Origin of the sequence: Ferribacterium limneticum (assembly GCF_020510565.1) — a bacterium.
Classification (GTDB): Bacteria; Pseudomonadota; Gammaproteobacteria; order Burkholderiales; family Rhodocyclaceae; genus Azonexus; species Azonexus limneticus_B.
Map to the genome: position 1 here is coordinate 3,235,176 of NZ_CP075189.1, position 17,119 is coordinate 3,252,294.

Consider the following 17,119-nt stretch of genomic DNA (forward strand, 5'->3'; position numbering starts at 1 on the left):
CCGGAAAACTTGATGCAGGTTGAGGCCGGAATTTGTCGGCGGTGGCTAAATCCGCTGCAATGGCCAACCGTCTTTTCTTCGCTGCCCTCTGCCTAAGCCTGTTGCTGCCGGCCCACGCCGCCGACCAATCCCTGCAGGCCTGGATCGATACGGCGCTGCCGGGCACCATCCTGCGCCTGCCGCCCGGCATCTACCGCGGCCCGGCCAGCATCACCAAGCCGCTGACACTGGAAGGCAACGGCAAGGTCATCGTCGATGGTGGTGGCAAGGGGACGGTGCTGACCATCAAGGCCGACCGAGTGACCATTCGTGGCCTGACCCTGCGCGCCAGCGGCGATTCGCATGACGCCATCGACGGCGCCATCATGGTGACCGAAGGCAGCGGACTGCTCATCGAAAACAATGTGATCGAGGACGTGTTGTTCGGCATTTCGCTGCACCGGACGACCGACAGCATCATTCGCCACAACCGCATCCGCTCGCGCCCGGTCGATTCGGCCGACCGTGGCGACGGCCTGCGCCTCTGGTACAGCACGGGCAACCGCATCGAGAACAACGACATCGCGCAGATCCGCGACATCACGGTGAGCAATTCGCCGCACAACCGCTACACCGGCAACACCATCCGCGACAGCAGGCGGGCCTTCAATTTCCTTTTTTCGCACCGAAGTCTGGTTGACCGTAACATTCTCGACAAGAACTCGACCGGCATCATCGCCCTCAACTCCGATGGCCTGATCATCCGTGGCAACCGAATCCTGCACGCCATGGACGCCTCCGGCGCCGGCATCGCGCTCAAGGAAACCTCGGCGGCGCTGGTCATCGACAACGAAATCGTGCACTGCGCCCACGGCATCATGGCCGATTCGCCGATGGACGCCATCAACCGCATCGTTTTCATCAACAATGTCATCGCCCACAACATCACCGGCATCTATTTTTATGGCGCCAAGGGCGGCCACATTGCCATCAACAACACCTTCCGCAGCAATTTGTGGCCAGTCACGGCCATCGGCGATGGCGACCCGATGAACGACACCTGGTGGGGCAATACCTGGGATACCTACGAGGGTTTCGACCTCGATGGCGACGGTTTCGGCGACAAGCCGCACGAACTGCACGCTTACGCCGACCGCCTGTGGATCGAGACGCCGAGCGTCACTTTTTTCCGCAATTCGCCGGTGCTTGAACTGCTCGATTTCCTTGAACGGTTGGCGCCATTTTCGGCGCCTTCGCTCATCCTGCGCGACACGGCGCCGCGCATGCAGCCGGCCAAAGCCTACAACTGATATTCGTCGCCGCCGCCCTGCATGGCCATTTCGACCACCCGTTTGGACAGATGCGGGGCAAATAGCGAAATCAGGTCGTAGTCGTAGCGGCGCAGATAGGTGCCGCGGCGCAGGGCGAGCCGCGTCGTGTTCGATTCGAACAAATGGGCGGCATCAATCGCCACCAAGCCGCTATCGCGCTGGGCGTCGAAAGCCAGCGCGGAAATGATGCCCAACCCCAGGCCGAGGCTGACGTAGGTCTTGATCACGTCGGCATCGAGGGCGGTCAGCGCCACATTCGGCTGCGCCCCGATGCGCTCGAAGGCGCGGTTGATGCGCGAACGGCCGGTAAACGCCGTGTCGTAGGTAATCAGCGGCCATTTCGCCAGTTCGTTCAGTGACAATGGCTGCGATTTGAGGATGGGGTGGCCCTCCGGGGCGATCACGCAATGCGTCCACTGGCGCACTGGCAGGGTGATCAGTTGCGGATACTGGTCGAGAGATTCGGTGGCAATCCCGATATCGGCGGCGCCGGCGACCACCCATTCGGCGATCTGGATCGGGCTGCCTTGGTGCATTTCGAGCTTGACGTCGGGGTGCTGCGCGACGAAATCACGGACCACCACCGGCAAGGCATAGCGCGCCTGGGTGTGCGTCGCGGCCAGGATCAGCCGGCCGGAATTTCCCGTGGCGAACTCGCTGCTCGCACGTTTGAGGTTTTCCGCCTCGCGCAGGATGCGTTCGGCGATGGTCAGCACCACCTTGCCCGGCTCGGTGACGCCGGTGAAACGCTTGCCGCTGCGCTCGAAGATGGCGATGCCGAGTTCGTCCTCGAGCAGCTTGACCTGCTTGGAGATGCCGGGCTGCGAGGTGTAGAGCGATTCCGCAGCCTCGGAGACATTGAGTCCCTGGCGCTGGATTTCGACGATGTAACGCAGTTGTTGGAGTTTCATGGCAGACTTAATAACTTATCGATATAACAATCTAACTCAATATTCTTTTTGATTCAATTGGCCGCGGTTAACATGCTCACCATGGATTATCTCTACACCCTTTCCGGCTTTGCCGTTGGCGCCATTGTCGGGCTGACCGGCGTCGGCGGCGGCTCGCTGATGACGCCGCTGCTCGTGCTGCTGTTCGGCGTGCCACCAGCCACCGCCGTCGGCACCGATCTGCTTTATGCGGCGATGACCAAGGCCGGCGGCACCGTGGCGCACGGCAGGAAAGGCCATATCGACTGGGCCGTCACCGGCCGGCTGGCGCTCGGCAGCATCCCGGCTGCCGCCATTACGGTCTATATCCTGTCGCAGCTGCCGAAGGGTAGCAATGTCATCGGCCAGATCATTTCGCACGGCCTCGGTTTTGCCCTGATGCTGACCGCCGTTGCCATCCTGTTCGGCCGCAAGTTGCGCGACTACGCATCGAAGCACGAAGATTCGCCGCTGCGCCAGTGCTGCCTGGGCAAGATCACGGTCGCCGTCGGCGTCATTCTCGGCGTGCTGGTCACCATTTCGTCGGTCGGCGCTGGCGCGCTTGGCGTTGCTGCGCTGTTTTTCCTCTACCCCAAACTTTCTCCGGTCCGCATTGTCGGATCGGATGTTGCCCACGCCGTGCCGCTGACGCTGGTTGCCGGCCTCGGCCACTGGATGCTCGGCGGAGTTGACTGGCCGCTGCTCGGTGCGCTGCTGCTTGGCTCTCTGCCCGGTATCTGGGTTGGGACACAAGTTTCCGCCAAGGTGCCGGAGCACATCCTGCGCCGCCTTCTGGCTGCCATGCTGGTGCTCATCGGCACCAAGCTGGTTTTTGCCTGACGTTTTCCCCAAGGACGTTTCATGTACAAATACGATGCCATCGACCGCCAGCTCATCAACGAGCGCGTCGACCAATTTCGCGATCAAGTCCGCCGCTGGAAAGCCGGCGAACTGAGCGACGACGAGTTCCGCCCGCTGCGCCTGCAGAACGGCCTCTACATCCAGCGCCATGCGCCGATGTTCCGCATTGCCGTGCCTTACGCCATGCTCAATTCGGCCCAGCTGCGCACGCTCGGGCACGTTGCCAGCAAGTATGACCGCGGCTACGGCCACTTCACAACGCGCCACAATCTGCAACTGAACTGGCCGAAGATCGAGGACGTGCCGGAGATTCTGGCCGAGCTGGCCGAAGTCGAAATGCACGCCATCCAGACCTCGGGCAACTGCCTGCGCAACATCACCACCGACCAGTTCGCTGGCGTTGCTGCCGATGAAGTGATCGACCCGCGCCCGCTGGCCGAAATCCTCCGCCAGTGGACGACCTTCCACCCGGAATTCGCCTTCCTGCCGCGCAAGTTCAAGATCGCCATTTCCGGGACGAAGGAGGACCGCGCCGTGACGTGGTTCCACGATATCGGCCTGCAACTTCAGCAGCAAAACGGCGAAGTCGGCTTCCGCGTCATCGTCGGTGGCGGCCTCGGCCGGACGCCGATCCGCGGCCAGATCGTCCGCGAATTCCTGCCCTGGCAACACATCCTGACCTATTGCGAAGCGATCCTGCGCGTCTATAACCGTCAAGGCCGCCGCGACAACGCCTACAAGGCGCGCATCAAGATTCTCGTCCAGGCGCTCGGCGTCGAAGCCTTCGCCCAACTGGTCGAAGAAGAATGGGCGCACGGCAAGAACGGCCCGGCCACCTTGACGCAAGCCGAATTTGACCGCGTCGCCGCCCACTTCAGCGCCCCGGCCTACGAAAAAGTGAGCGCCGACGATGCCGGCCTGAGCGAAAAGCTGGCATTTGAAAAATCGTTCAAAAACTGGGTTGACCGTAGCACCCACCCGCACAAGGTGCCGGGCTACACCGCCGTCACGCTGTCGCTCAAGAAGCACGGCGTTGCGCCAGGCGACATCACTTCCGAGCAGATGGCCGTCGTTGCCGACCTCGCCGACCAGTACAGTTTTGGTGAACTGCGCATCAGCCACGAGCAAAACATCATCCTGGCCGACGTCAAGCTGGCCGACCTTTACGACGTCTGGCAGAAGGCCAAAGCCGCCGGCCTCGCCACGCCGAACATCGGCCTGCTGACCGGCATCATCTGCTGCCCGGGCGGCGATTTCTGCGATCTGGCCAACGCCAAGTCCATCCCCATCGCCACCGCCATTCAGGCCCGCTTCGACGATCTCGATTACCTGTTCGACATCGGCGAAATCGACCTCAACATCTCCGGCTGCATGAACGCCTGCGGCCACCATCACGTCGGCCACATCGGCGTGCTCGGCGTCGACAAGAACGATTCCGAGTTCTACCAGGTCACGCTGGGCGGCCGTCAGGGCAACGACGCCAAACTCGGCAAGGTGATCGGCCCGTCGTTCGCGGCCGATGAAATGCCCGACGTTGTCGACAAGATCATCAAGGTTTACATCGAAAGCCGTCACCCCGACGAGCGTTTCCTCGACACTTTCGATCGCATCGGCATCGACCCGTTCAAGAACCGCGTTTACGAAGGCCGCGCCCACGGCAAGGCCAAGGCAGCACAAAAGGAGGCCGCATAATGGCGCAACTGATCAAGCACGGGACGGCTACGGTCGACACCTGGAAAACGCTCGAAATCGCTGAAGGCGAAACGCCGGAAACGGTCGCCCTGCCGGCTGGCGACGTCATCTTCCCGCTTGCCGTCTGGCAGGCGCGCAAGGCCGAGATCATCTCCTGCCACAAGCGCATCGGCCTGCTCATCCAGCCCGATGAGCGCGTCGAAGACATTGCAGCCGATCTCGACTACTTCATCGTCATCGCCGTCAACTTCCCGAAATTCGTCGATGGCCGCGGCTACTCGACAGCCAGCCTGCTGCGCCAGCGCTACCAGTACCAAGGCGAACTGCGCGCTGTCGGCGACGTGCTGCACGACCAGCTGTTCTACATGCAGCGGGTTGGTTTCGACAGCTACGCACTGAAGGACGGGAAGAACGTCGTGGTCGCCATCGAAGCCGGCTTCAGCACCTTCAGCGACGCTTACCAGGCCTCGACCACCCAGCCGCAACCCCATTTCCGCCGTCGCGCCTAGGAACATCCATGTCCCCCAGCCTGCTCAACATCACGCCCGAACTGACCGCCAGCGTCGCCACCAAGACCAAGGCCGTGCAAGCCCTGCTCGCCGACATCGCCGTCAACTGGTCGACCGCCGCCTTCGCCAACAGCCTGGGCGCCGAAGACATGGTGCTGACCGACCTCATCGTCAAGGCCAAGCTGCCCATCGAAATCTTCAGCCTCGACACCGGCCGTCTGCCGCTCGAAACCTATGACCTGATGGATGCCCTGCGCAAGCACTACGGCCTCAAGCTGAAAATCTACTTCCCGCAAGCCGAAGAAGTCGAAGCCTTCGTCCGCAACCACGGCATCAACGGCTTCTACGACTCCGTCACCCTGCGCAAAGCCTGCTGCCACGCCCGCAAGGTCGAGCCGCTCAAACGCGCCCTGGCTGGCAAGCGCGCCTGGATCACCGGCCTGCGCGCCCAGCAAGCCACCACGCGCACCGGCCTGCCCTTCCGCGAATACGACGAAGGCAACGGCCTGGAAAAATTCAATCCCCTGTCGGACTGGAGCGAAAAGGAAGTCTGGGCCTACATCAAGCAACACGCCGTGCCCTACAACGCCCTGCACGACAAGTTCTACCCCAGCATCGGCTGCGCCCCCTGCACCCGCGCCATCTCGCCGGGCGAGGACGTCCGCGCCGGGCGGTGGTGGTGGGAGAATCCGGAAACCAAGGAATGCGGGCTGCACGTCAAAGGCTGACCCCGTTCAAGACCATCAAAAACCCGGCTTCGAGCCGGGTTTTTTGTTGGCTGACGCTAAAATGTCGGGCGAATAGTGAATTTACGCCATAAGCATGATTTCCACGGTCAACCGGAAAAAATGGGCGAAAATGAAATGACTCCGAACCTTTGACTCTCTTACCCATGAACTCAGTCGATTTTCGATATTCTCCGGGCAACCTGCTGTATTTCGCACTACTAGCACCACTATCTGCGGGCTGTGGCGGCTTGTTGGTTCAGTTGAATAAGCCTATGGCGGTCATAGTAGGTGGAGTGTTTATCGCTATGGCAGCAGCTCTATGCTGGAAATTCTTGACCACACCACGTGTTGTTCATGTTGATTTAAAAACTGGGCTGGCCACCTTTCAGGCGCCGCGCTGGTTGGTGCGGACCAATCGTATCCCTATCCAAATTCGTGAGTTTTCGAGCGTATATACTGCGACACGAAGGCCTGGCGTAACGTACTACGTCGCCGTATCAAATAGCATTGGCGAGTCTGTAACACTGCTCTCGTGTGTGGGTGCAGGAGAGGCGAAAAAGGCATGCAATTTACTTAATGAGCACTTTGGCCTAATCAATCGCGGTCTAAATTAGGTTACGCTTGCTCCCCATGCAGAAAGCATCATCTCTGCTCTCAGGAAGCTCATCAGTGCCATAGGGGCCAGGCTCGAACCAAGCCTAGCCCAGCAGCAAATGCTGGCCGCCGATGCTTTCAATCTCCGCATCAGGCACCCCGGTTTCCCGCGCAAACTCAGGCCAGTTCCTGATGGTTTCCCTGACCTTCCTGATCACCCTCGGTGCCGTGCCGATCTTGAAGCGGTCGGCTTCGGCCAGCAGGTCGGCTTCGCTGAAGTTCTTGAATTTCCCATTGACCGACATGAGGTGCTGGTTGGTCCACTCTCCAGCCGGGTTGTGGGCGAAGGTGATGTCGTAGGCGGGGGACAGGGCCCAGGTTTCGTTGGCTTTCAGGCGGAACGAGATGTTCTTGGTGTGGTCGTCGCAGTTGCGCGCCATGACGTTGAAGGTCATGCGCCGGAACGCCTCTTCCTTCTGCTCGTAGGGCAGCCCGAGTTTGTCCATGACCAGGAAAAGCTGCGAGTAGGCGTTGGTGCCCTTTCTCTTGTAGTCCAGGTGGTCCATGGCGCACAGGGTTTGCATGTGGTGGCGGACGGCGCCGTCTTCGCGGTCGAAACGGCGCGTCATGAAGTGCGCCCGGCCGTTTTCTTCGAGCAACCGGCATTCCATCATCTCGATGCCGGCCGCCCTGGCCATCAGGTAATAGGCCTGCTCGATACGGCCGTAGCCCCCCGAGGCGCCGAGTTCGAGGTCTTTGCCGATGCCGTCGAATTTGAGCAGCCAGTGTTCGAAGCCCTCGCCGGCCTCGAACTGCCCGGAGCGCACCTCGTTGGTCGTCCGGTTCCAGGCGATGACCGCCTTGGCGCGCGCCCCGCCGGCCGAGGTGCCGACGTCGATGATGCTGCGCAGGGCGGCGTCGGTCTGCTCGTCGTCTTCAATCGTCCCGGCAACGGCCTTGCGCGCTTCGCTGACCAGGTCGCTCAGTTCGATGGGCGTCGGTTTCTGGCGAATGGGGCCGCGGCCCGGCTTGAAAATCATGGCGCCCATGGCGCGGTTGCCCATGTAGGCCAGCCGGTCGATTTCAGAAACCTGGCTGGCCGGGATACCGCGGTCAGCCATGTATTTGTTGATCAGGGCGTTGCCGAAATCGTCCGGCAGGGCGTCGCTGAGCAGTGCCGGCAGCGCCTTGTAGGTTTCGCGCGGCAGATCGGTAAAGATGTAGGGCTCTTCGCGCAGCGGCATGCGCAGGGGCGAGGGCTCGATCCCTTTGGCGATGAACTTCGGGTCGTAGGCAAAGGCGTAGAAGCCATAGCTCGGGTCGAGGGCAACGGCGCCCATGAGTTGGCCCCAGAGATGGACTTCGACACGGTCGACGTGCTTGTACGGCGCAGCGCGGGTACGACGGGGCTTGGGAAGAGTAGCCATGGCTGCGCGCTATTTGGCCGGCGACGACTTGACGCGGGTAGACGTTGCCCGCTGCCGCTCCCGACGGGCGCGAACCATGTTCAACGGATTGATCGTGGCGGTCGGCGCCAGGAGCGTCAGCCAGTCTTCACGATCAAGCGCGCGCACCACGGAGAGCAGGCTGGCGGTACTCGACCCCGTGCCCGCCTCGAGATTCTGCAGGGCCCGGCGACTGATCCCGGCGCGTTCGGCGAGCAGGGTCTGGTCGATGTTTCGGCTCAGCCGGAGCTTTTTTACCTGCTCGCCCAGGACCGCTTCGAGTTCGGCGAGCGTACGACTGGTTTGCATGTCACATTCTCCACAAGACGCACTATTACACGCTTAGTTTGAATATTAGACAACTAAGCGCATCTTTTGACGCACCATATCATAAATACAATATTCTGTAACGCGCATAATATTGCGCTAATTAAATATTATTTTCTATAACGCGCACCATATTGCGCTTTTCAAAAGTTTATTACATATTAATTAGCACAGCCCGTGCAGCGAACCTGGCATCAAGCCCTCAGTTCCCCCTGCAGCAAGACCGAATCGCCGCCTGAGCGCTGGTTCTCGGCCATAAACGTGATTGCCACGGTCAACCCGAAAAAACGGCCAAAATTGAAATCCCTGAAGCCGCTTTCGCTCCCGACCGCTGATCCCGACGCCCGTCGGACTGGATACCGGCGAGCCGCCGGAGGAAGCGCAGACAATGAAGCGTTTCGGGAGCGCGTAGAATTACCCGGACTGACTTATCATGCAAACTTCGTAACGGATTTTGACTCCGCCGTACCTCACATAAAAACAGAAACGCCGGGCGCGCCCACGCTTTCGCCCATCACGCTTCCGAACCCCCTGCCCCCGACTCATGGCCCGCTTCGACCCGCAACAAAGCTTCCTGCTCCAGCCCCACCCGCCACGCTGGAAATTCCAGCTTCTCCTTGGCCTCATCGTCGTCGGCGCCGCAGTTGCCGGCGTCGCCTGGGTCGAGCTGGAGGAGTCCTTCATCCAGGCCAGCCATTTCGCCGAACGGGCGAGAACGTCAACATGGACCGTCGAGCCCGGCGCCGACAAGGACATCTGGCTGCCCAGCACCGGCCCCTACGAACAGCGCCTGGGCTATGCGCAGCTCAATACCTTCCTGCCGCGCCTGACCGGTGCCGGTTTCACTGTTGCCGCACAGGCCCGGCAATCCAAAGGCTTCCGCGCCATTGTCGGGCGCGGCCACTTCCCCATTTACCGCGAGAAATCGCGGGCCGGCCTGAGCATCCTTGACCGCCACGACCAGCCGCTCTACGACAGCCAGTATCCGCGCGTCCAGTACGCCAGCTTCGAGGCGATCCCGCCGGTGCTGGTCGAAGCGCTGTTGTTCATCGAAAACCGCGATCTGCTCGATGCCAATTCGCCGAAACACAATCCGGCAGTCGATTGGGGCCGGCTGACCCGCGTCGCGGCCGGCCAGGCCGCCCGCCAGGTTGGTCTCGGCGGTGGTCGGGCCGGCGGCAGCACGCTGGCCACACAGATCGAGAAATTCCGCCACTCGCCCGGCGGCCGCACGCATGACAGCAAGGACAAATATCACCAGATGATGTCGGCCGCCCTGCGCGCCTACCAGGACGGCGAGGAAAACCTGCCGGCCCGCCGCCGCATCGTGCTCGATTTCGTCAATTCCGTGCCGCTCGGCGGCATCCCCGGCTACGGCGAGGTCAATGGCCTGGGCGATGGCCTGTGGGCCTGGTACGGCCAGGATTTCAGCCAGATCAACCAGCTGCTGGCCGACCCCAAGGCTGATCTGACGCAACGCGCCAAGGCCTTCAAGCAGGCGCTCTCGCTCTTCGTCGCCCAGCGCCGGCCGTCCGGCTTGCTCGGCGACACCACGGGGCGCCTCAACACGCTCACCGACAGCTATATCCGCCTGCTCGCCGACGACCATCTGATCCCTACCGACCTGCGCGAAGCCGCCCTGCTCGTGCAGATCAGCCCAGCCCGCCAGGCCCGGCCGGCCGAAGAGGTGTCCTTCGTCGAGCGCAAGGCGGTCAATGAAATCCGCGGCACGCTGGGCGATCTGCTCAACGTCGAAAACCTCTACGCCCTCGACCGCTACGACCTGACCGTGCACAGCACCCTCGACGGCCCGAGCCAGCAGGCCGTGACGCGCGTCCTCAACCGCCTGGCCGACCCGGCTTTCCTGGCCTGCGCCGGCCTCAAGGAAGGCCGGCTGCTGGCCAAGGGCGATCCGAAACAGGTCAATTACAGCCTGACGCTCTACGAGCGCACGCCGACCGCCAACGTCCTGCGCATCCAGGCCGACAACCTCGACCAGCCGCTCGACATCAACGCCGGCACCAAGCTCGATCTCGGCTCCAGCGCCAAGTTCCGCACCCTGGTGTCCTACCTGCTGGTCGTCGCCGACCTGCACAAACGCTACAGCCAGACGCCGCCGGAAGAACTGGCCAAGCTCAAGCAACATCCGGCCGACCGCCTGAGCAACTGGGCCATCGACATCCTGCGCGCCAAACCGGAAACGACGCTGGAAGAACTGCTCGAAGCCGCCATGGAACGCCGCTACTCGGCCGATCCCGGCGCCACCTTCTTCACCGGCGGCGGCATCCACCGTTTCGGCAATTTCAAGCACGAAGACGACGGCAAGGTGCCGAGCGTCGCCGAAGCGCTCGAACAGTCGGTCAATCTCTCCTTCGTGCGCATCATGCACGACGTCGTCCACTACCACGCCTACGAGGCCGTCGACGCCCCGGCCCGCGGCCTGCGCGACAAGGATGACGACGAGACCCGTCAGGCCTTCCTCAACCGCTTCGCCGAGCGCGAAGGCCTCGGCTTCCTGCGCACCTACTGGCACAAATACCGCGACGTCGCCCCGGCCGATCGCCTCGAAGTTCTCAGCGATTCAGTCCCGTCCCGCCCGACCCCGCAGGCCGCCGCCTACCTGAGCGTGCTGCCGAAGAGTGATTTCGACAGCTTTGCCGCCTTCATGCGCAAGCAGCTTGGCGAGCGGGCCGGCACCGACGCCGGGCTGCGCCGCCTGTTCGACATGCACGCCACGCGCCAGTACAACCTGGCCGACCAGGGCTATCTGGCCCGCGTCCATCCGCTCGAGCTGTGGCTGGTCCGCCACCTCCAGAGCGATCCCAAAGCGACGCTCAAGGATATCGTCCCGGCCAGCGTCGAAGCCCGCCGCGACGCCTCGAAATGGCTGTTCGCCCCGCGTTTCAAGCATGCCCAGCAGGTGCGCATCGACATCGTCGTCGAAGTCGCCGCCTTCGAGCGCATCGCCGAAGAGTGGCGCCGCCTGGGTTACCCTTTCGAGCATCTGGTGCCCTCGCTGGCCACCTCGATCGGCAGTTCGGCCGACCGCCCGGCCGCGCTGGCCGAGCTCATGGGCATCGTCGTCAATGATGGTATCCGCCGGCCGACGGTGCGCATCGACGAACTCCACTTCGCCACCAATACCCCATTCGAAACCCGCCTGCAGCACCAGACCGCCGCTGGCCAGCGCGTCATGCCGGCCGAAGTCGCCCAGGTCACGCGGCGCGCCCTGCTCCGCGTCGTCAATAGCGGCACGGCCCGGCGCATCAAGGATACCTACCGCGACCACGAGGAACAGCCGCTGGCCATGGGCGGCAAGACCGGCACCGGCGACCACCGTTCCAAGGTCATCGGCGCCGACGGCGGTGTGCGCAGCGCCAAGGTCATGAACCGCGCCGCCACCTTCGCCTTCTACATCGGCGAGCGTTTCTACGGCGTCGTCACTGCCTTCGTTCCCGGCTCCAAGGCGGCCGGCTACGACTTCACCTCCGCGCTGCCGGTGCAGATCATGAAGGAAATGGAACCGGCCCTGCGTCCTTTGATCGCCGATCGCCCGGCGGCCGAAGGCAAGTGCAAGGGCTGAGGCTGACGTCCTGTCAATGAAACCCGGCTGCGGCCGGGTTTTTCATGGCTATCCGAACGCTGCCGATTGCCACGGTCAACCGGAAAAAACAGCAAAAAATCAAATGTGCCATCCCCCAGTATTTGCGCAAAATCCCGCCAGCAGGAAAGCGCGAAAACATCGGCACAAATTAAATCAAGCTGCGGTTATCCACGCTTTGCTGCATCGCAACAAAATGGTAGTCTTGTGGCCATAAGATATAGCCTTCAAGGCAAGGGAAAACAGCATGAGCGAAATTGATCTGAAACGATTCTTCCTTGAGCAGGTGCGCCTGTTCGAGAACTTTCCGGCCGACAAGGTCGAGGAAATCGTCATCAAGTCCCGCCTGGCCACCTACGAAGGCAACGAAGCCATCCTCGAAACCGGCGACGACGGCCGTTTCATCGGCGTCATGATCAGCGGCCACGCCGAGATCTCGATGACCGACAACACCGGCACCCGCGCCGTCATCACCCAGCTTGGCGTCGGTGATGTCTTCGGCGTCATGTCGCTGCTCACCGGCGACCGCATCGTCGCCGATGTCATCGCCGGCAACCGTTGCTTCGTGCTGATGATCCCGCAGGAAGTCTTCAACACGCACATCCTGACCAACCCCAAGGCCGTCGGCTATCTTTCGCGCCTGCTCGCCGACCGCACCCGCGCCATGTCGGTCGATCTGGTCACCGCCCAGGCCAATGCCATCGTCCGCTCGCGCGACCCGTACGCGCTGTCGCTGACCACCAATGAGCCGGGCAAGGTCGTCGTCCTCAATGTCGGCATCAGCCAGATTCATTTCGGCATTTACGACACCGAAGAGAGTGGCGCCGATGTGCACGGCATCATCGACCACGCCGACCAGCAGGTGACGCGGATCACCGTCAAGGTCGGCACCCAGCAGAAGAGTATCGACCACGCGCCGTTCAAGCTCTCCGACCTGTTCGCGGTCATGCAGGAAACCACCGCCCTGCTCGGCGAGGCCTTCACCTTCCACCCCGAAGACGTCAGCGCCATCGGCCATCGCGTCGTCCATGGCGGCAACAAGTTCTCGAGTTCGGTCGTCATCACCCCGGCCGTCATCGCCGACATCGAAGAGCTGTCCGTCTTCGCCCCGCTGCATAACCCGGTCAATGTCGCCGGCATCCGCGTCGCCATGAAGCTGTTCCCGAACGTGCCGCAAGTCGCCGTTTTCGACACCGCCTTCCACCAGACGCTGGCCCCCTACGCCTACCTTTACGGCCTGCCCTACGACCTCTACAAGCAGCACGGCATCCGCCGTTACGGTTTCCACGGCACCTCGCACCGCTACGTCTCGCTGAAATCGGCTGAAGTCCTCAAGCGCCCGCTCGGCGAACTGGAAATCGTCTCCTGCCACCTCGGCATCGGCGCCTCGCTGTGCGCCATCGACCACGGCCGTTCGATCGACACGACGATGGGCATGACACCGAGCGACGGCCTGATCATGCCGAGCCGTTCGGGCAGTATCGACCCGGCGGTGATGATTCACCTCATGGAAAAGCACCACATGTCGCCCGAGCAGCTATCGACGCTGATCAATAGCGAAAGTGGCCTCAAGGGCATCTCCGGCATTTCCAGCGACATCCACGACATCGAGGCCGCCGCTGCCGACGGCCACCACCGCGCCCTGCTCGCCCACAAGGCTTACTGCTACCAGGTGCGCAAGAACATTGGCGCCTACGTCGCGGCGATGGGCGGCATCGACGTTCTGGCCTTTACCGGCGATGTCGGTGAAACGAGCGCCACGGTGCGCAGCCTGGCCTGCCAGGGCCTTGAATTCATGGGCATCAAGCTCGACGAGGAAAAGAACCGCAATGTCGGCAGCGTCGACAATTTCGCCATCATCTCGGCCGACGATTCGCCGGTCACCATCCTCGTCGTCGCCAATGACGACGAGCGCCTGGTTGCCTGGGAAACGCTGCGCTCCATCGAGCGCAATGCCTTGCTGCTGGCGGCCAACGCCGAAGAACTACCGATTCCGGTCGAAATCTCTGCCCACCACGCCCACCTCTCGCAGGCCGACGTCGAAAAACTGTTCGGCCCCGGCCACCAGCTAACGCCCATGCACGAACTGTCGCAGCCCGGCCAGTTCGCCTGTGAAGAACAAGTCCATCTCGTCGGCCCCAAGGGGCGGATCGCCAAGGTCCGCGTCCTCGGCCCGACGCGCAAGGAAACCCAGGTCGAGATCGCCATGACCGAGCAGTTCAAGCTCGGCATCCAGCCCCCCATCCGCCAGTCCGGCGACCTCGCCGGCACGCCCGGCGTGACGCTCGAAGGCCCGTACGGCAGCTCGGTCATCGAACGCGGCGTCGTCTGCGCCCAGCGTCACATCCACATGACGCCGGAAGACGCCATGCGCTTCCATGTGCGCGACAACTACGTCGTCCGCGTGCGCATCGAAGGCGAACGCCAGCTGATCTTCGGCGACGTGGTCGTCCGGGTCAATCCGGCCTTCCGCCTGGCCATGCATATCGATACCGATGAAGGCAATGCGGGCAATATCCAGACCGGGATGCTGGGGTACATTGAGGAAATTCAGAGCCGGCATTGATCCGACACTGCTGATAATGGCCGGCTTGTCCGGCCATTTTTTTGAGCCGGATTTCCGGATGTTGCTGCTGGGGCGCATTAAATTAGCTTGGGGTTCCGCCTTGCTGGCGGGCGTACTTTCTTCTTGCTTCGCCAAGAAGAAAGTAGCCAAAGAAGAAGGCGACCCTGGGTCGGTGCCGGCTGCGCCGGTTCCCTGCGCTACTAGGAAAGCCGGGCGGCTGCGGAACTCGGGGCTACGCCCCTCAGACAGTCCTCGCCGAAGGCCCCCGGCCTTCCTGCGTTGCTCGGCACCTCTCAAGGGGCCCGGTGAAACGACCTGTAGTTGAGCTTGGGTGCCAGAATGGCCGATTTCATTTTTGGCCGTTTTTTCCGGTTGACCGTGGAAACCCGCTTTTTTCGGCACAACGGTTGAGCATGGACGCCTTTGGGCCCCCCGTGGAAGGCGCTGAGCAACGCAGGTAGGCCGGGGGCAGTCGGCGAGGACTGTTTGAGGGCGAAGCCCGAGTTCCGCAGCCGCCCGGCCTGCCGAGTAGCGCAAGGGACCGGCAACGCCGGCGCCGCCCTCGGGGTCGCCTTTTCTTTGGCTACTTTCTTTTGGCGAAGCAAAAGAAAGTACGCCCGCCAGCAAGGCGGAAACCCAAGCCCGAACCCCGGGCTACAGTCTTTAAGCCGCCGCCAGCAGCGAATTAACCCCCGGCGTACTGAAACGCAATTGCTCCTTATGAACAATCCCATTAGCCGCCAAACTGGCAGCCGGATCAGGCTTCCACGGCTGGCCGGCCTTCAGCCATGCGACCGAAGCCAGATCCACCACCGCCGCATCCGGATCAGCCCCAATCAGCGGCCTGACGACATTCTCCAGCAGATCGCCAAAGCTCATCCCCGGCTCGACAACGAGCAGCAGCGGCGTCGCGAACAACATGTGGTGATCCCAGCAAACATAAACGATCTGCTTGCCATTGAAGTTTTGCACCACGTCACGCGGAACGCCGACGTAGGGCTTGGTTGAAGTCAATGCCATTTATCTCTCCCGATATTCACTGATTGCTGGTCGTCTGCTGGCGCCAGGCTGCGAAATTGCGCTCGTCCTCGGAGCCGTCGAAATCCCCGTTGTCCTTGCCCGGAACCAGGCTGACCCAGTTCATCCACGCCCCGAGATCGCCGTTGATCGGCGCCTGGAAGAGCTGCTGCATGGGTAGCCAGGCCTGGATGTACTTTTCCGGCTCGTTCTCGAAGATGTGCTGGCAACCGTCCGAGCAGAAGTGGTATTTCTCGCCCTTGTATTCGGTTTCGCGCTGGCACAGCGAGGTCGGATCGTCCGGCTCGGTGAACACGGTCGGGATCTGGCAGGTCTGGCACAGCTTGGCCAGGCCCATGTTGGCGAACGGCGTGCCGGCGGCCTTGAGCTTGCTGAGGTGGGCCCAGCGCGGACGGTAGTACTTGTCGAAGGTGTCGGGATACTTCTTCGACAGCCATTCCATTTCGTCCTCGGACGGAATCCAGCTATGGAAAGCCGTGCCAAAGTTGTATTGATAAAGCGCCAGCATGAACTGGTGCGACATGTGATCGATGCCCTTCTCGGCGTCGTCCCAGCCCTTGGGCGGGCGAATGCCGTAGCGCGCCAGATCGCGGAACAGGGCGCCGCCGTTCTCGACGCCGTAGATATTCCACGCCTCGCGCCAGGACATGACGCGCTTCGGCAGCATGTAGTCCATCATCGTGCCGACCACGCCGAGCAGGCGGAAGCCGCGCCAGAACCATTTGTCGATCCAGCCCTGGACGATCGGCAGATTGGCCGGGTCCTGCTCGAGCATGAACTTGATGCACTCGAGGCCGAGCGTCATGTGACGGGCTTCGTCGGATTGCGCCGAGAAACCGAAGGTCACCGTCGCCATGTCACCGTTGTAGGCAGCACCGGACATGAAGGGAACGAAGAGCAGGTTGGTCAGCACGTATTCGAAGCTGAAGCCGATGGCGATCATGAATTCGAACGGCCCGGACGACAGCGCGTCGTCGAAGAAGGAGCGCGGCAGCGTGCAGTACCACATGCGGTCACGGGCGTCGGCGAAGGCGTGGAAGCCGTTGTAGAACTTGTTGTAGTTCGACAGCGCGTGAATCTGCGTCTGGGCGTGACGGATCTCGTCGATCGACTGCATCTGGCAGGCGACCTGCGTGCCGACGCCCGGGAATTCCCGACCCATCCGGGCAAAGCCCTTGCCGGCGGCGTATTCGCCCGGGCTGATGGCCTGCAGGAAAATCTTCAGGGCGCTCAGGTAGCGGGCATCGGTGATGTTCAGGTGACCGTTGTTCTGGGCGTGAGCATCGATGATCGCGTAGAACTTGCGCTCCTTCTCGGCCTGGTATTTCCAGTACGAATCCATGGTCAGGCGGAAGGGGTCTTCCCACTTATCCCAATCGTGAATCTTGATGCCTTCGTACTGAACGTAGGGAAAGACTTCGTCCTTGGTGTGATAGGTCGTGTCCCAGCCGAGGTCGCGGGTCAGCAGCTTGTATTTTTCTTTCAGGCTGAGTTTCTTCTTGGCAACTTGCATGTCCAT

General features: G+C 62.0%; 12 protein-coding genes. 7 read left to right on the plus strand and 5 right to left on the minus strand.

The window, feature by feature from the left end:
- The first annotated feature begins 59 nt into the window (after nucleotides 1-59).
- A complete protein-coding gene (gene nosD / locus KI610_RS15420) occupies nucleotides 60-1,289 on the plus strand; it encodes a nitrous oxide reductase family maturation protein NosD (protein WP_226495848.1) in 1,230 nt (409 codons plus the stop codon).
- Here nosD and KI610_RS15425 read toward each other — a convergent pair.
- Nucleotides 1,280-2,221: a CysB family HTH-type transcriptional regulator gene (locus KI610_RS15425; protein WP_226495849.1), complete on the minus strand. Its 942-nt coding sequence runs from the start codon at nucleotides 2,219-2,221 to the stop codon at nucleotides 1,280-1,282. The two genes, nosD and KI610_RS15425, sit on opposite strands and share 10 nt — an antisense overlap.
- An 81-nt stretch (nucleotides 2,222-2,302) precedes the next feature.
- On the opposite strand from KI610_RS15425, the gene KI610_RS15430 reads away from it, so the two are divergent.
- Genes KI610_RS15430 through KI610_RS15445 form a run of 4 tightly spaced genes read left to right on the plus strand, consistent with a single transcriptional unit; the run spans nucleotide 2,303 to nucleotide 6,029 of the window.
- Complete coding sequence (locus tag KI610_RS15430; protein WP_226498560.1) at nucleotides 2,303-3,079, plus strand: sulfite exporter TauE/SafE family protein; 777 nt, start codon at nucleotides 2,303-2,305, stop codon at nucleotides 3,077-3,079.
- A 21-nt stretch (nucleotides 3,080-3,100) separates the two neighbouring features.
- Entirely contained in the window at nucleotides 3,101-4,792 is a 1,692-nt protein-coding gene (locus tag KI610_RS15435) for a nitrite/sulfite reductase (protein ID WP_226495850.1), read from the plus strand.
- Nucleotides 4,792-5,301: a DUF934 domain-containing protein gene (locus tag KI610_RS15440; protein WP_226495851.1), complete on the plus strand. Its 510-nt coding sequence runs from the start codon at nucleotides 4,792-4,794 to the stop codon at nucleotides 5,299-5,301. Before KI610_RS15435 ends, KI610_RS15440 begins: the two co-directional genes overlap by 1 nt.
- Nucleotides 5,302-5,309: 8 nt before the next feature.
- On the plus strand, nucleotides 5,310-6,029 hold the full coding sequence (locus KI610_RS15445) for a phosphoadenylyl-sulfate reductase (protein WP_226495852.1): 720 nt from the start codon (nucleotides 5,310-5,312) through the stop codon (nucleotides 6,027-6,029).
- A gap of 698 nt (nucleotides 6,030-6,727) precedes the next feature.
- Here the strand turns inward: KI610_RS15445 and KI610_RS15450 are convergent.
- Entirely contained in the window at nucleotides 6,728-8,050 is a 1,323-nt protein-coding gene (locus tag KI610_RS15450; RefSeq protein ID WP_226495853.1) for a type II toxin-antitoxin system HipA family toxin, read from the minus strand.
- 9 nt (nucleotides 8,051-8,059) lie between these two features.
- Nucleotides 8,060-8,377 (minus strand): helix-turn-helix domain-containing protein, encoded by a 318-nt coding sequence (locus tag KI610_RS15455; RefSeq protein WP_226495854.1) that lies wholly within the window; start codon nucleotides 8,375-8,377, stop codon nucleotides 8,060-8,062.
- Between the two features lie 562 nt (nucleotides 8,378-8,939).
- Here KI610_RS15455 and KI610_RS15460 point away from each other — a divergent pair.
- Both KI610_RS15460 and KI610_RS15465 read left to right on the plus strand, forming a co-directional pair.
- Complete coding sequence (locus KI610_RS15460; RefSeq protein WP_226495855.1) at nucleotides 8,940-11,978, plus strand: transglycosylase domain-containing protein; 3,039 nt, start codon at nucleotides 8,940-8,942, stop codon at nucleotides 11,976-11,978.
- Nucleotides 11,979-12,243: 265 nt separating this feature from the next.
- Nucleotides 12,244-14,562 (plus strand): acetate/propionate family kinase, encoded by a 2,319-nt coding sequence (locus tag KI610_RS15465; protein WP_226495856.1) that lies wholly within the window; start codon nucleotides 12,244-12,246, stop codon nucleotides 14,560-14,562.
- Nucleotides 14,563-15,225: 663 nt separating this feature from the next.
- Here the strand turns inward: KI610_RS15465 and KI610_RS15470 are convergent.
- Nucleotides 15,226-15,582: a phenol hydroxylase subunit P4 gene (locus KI610_RS15470; RefSeq protein ID WP_226495857.1), complete on the minus strand. Its 357-nt coding sequence runs from the start codon at nucleotides 15,580-15,582 to the stop codon at nucleotides 15,226-15,228.
- A 16-nt stretch (nucleotides 15,583-15,598) separates the two neighbouring features.
- Nucleotides 15,599-17,119 carry an aromatic/alkene/methane monooxygenase hydroxylase/oxygenase subunit alpha gene (locus KI610_RS15475; protein ID WP_226495858.1) on the minus strand — a complete coding sequence of 507 codons (1,521 nt, stop codon included), beginning with the start codon at nucleotides 17,117-17,119 and terminating at the stop codon, nucleotides 15,599-15,601.

What these genes read in the sequence shown, in the direction of transcription:
- nosD (WP_226495848.1), top strand. Translation starts at nt 60, where the DNA reads ATGGCCAACCGTCTTTTCTTCGCTGCCCTCTGCCTAAGCCTGTTGCTG.
- KI610_RS15425 (WP_226495849.1), bottom strand. Translation starts at nt 2,221, where the DNA reads ATGAAACTCCAACAACTGCGTTACATCGTCGAAATCCAGCGCCAGGGA.
- KI610_RS15430 (WP_226498560.1), top strand. Translation starts at nt 2,303, where the DNA reads ATGGATTATCTCTACACCCTTTCCGGCTTTGCCGTTGGCGCCATTGTC.
- KI610_RS15435 (WP_226495850.1), top strand. Translation starts at nt 3,101, where the DNA reads ATGTACAAATACGATGCCATCGACCGCCAGCTCATCAACGAGCGCGTC.
- KI610_RS15440 (WP_226495851.1), top strand. Translation starts at nt 4,792, where the DNA reads ATGGCGCAACTGATCAAGCACGGGACGGCTACGGTCGACACCTGGAAA.
- KI610_RS15445 (WP_226495852.1), top strand. Translation starts at nt 5,310, where the DNA reads ATGTCCCCCAGCCTGCTCAACATCACGCCCGAACTGACCGCCAGCGTC.
- KI610_RS15450 (WP_226495853.1), bottom strand. Translation starts at nt 8,050, where the DNA reads ATGGCTACTCTTCCCAAGCCCCGTCGTACCCGCGCTGCGCCGTACAAG.
- KI610_RS15455 (WP_226495854.1), bottom strand. Translation starts at nt 8,377, where the DNA reads ATGCAAACCAGTCGTACGCTCGCCGAACTCGAAGCGGTCCTGGGCGAG.
- KI610_RS15460 (WP_226495855.1), top strand. Translation starts at nt 8,940, where the DNA reads ATGGCCCGCTTCGACCCGCAACAAAGCTTCCTGCTCCAGCCCCACCCG.
- KI610_RS15465 (WP_226495856.1), top strand. Translation starts at nt 12,244, where the DNA reads ATGAGCGAAATTGATCTGAAACGATTCTTCCTTGAGCAGGTGCGCCTG.
- KI610_RS15470 (WP_226495857.1), bottom strand. Translation starts at nt 15,582, where the DNA reads ATGGCATTGACTTCAACCAAGCCCTACGTCGGCGTTCCGCGTGACGTG.
- KI610_RS15475 (WP_226495858.1), bottom strand. Translation starts at nt 17,119, where the DNA reads ATGGACATGCAAGTTGCCAAGAAGAAACTCAGCCTGAAAGAAAAATAC.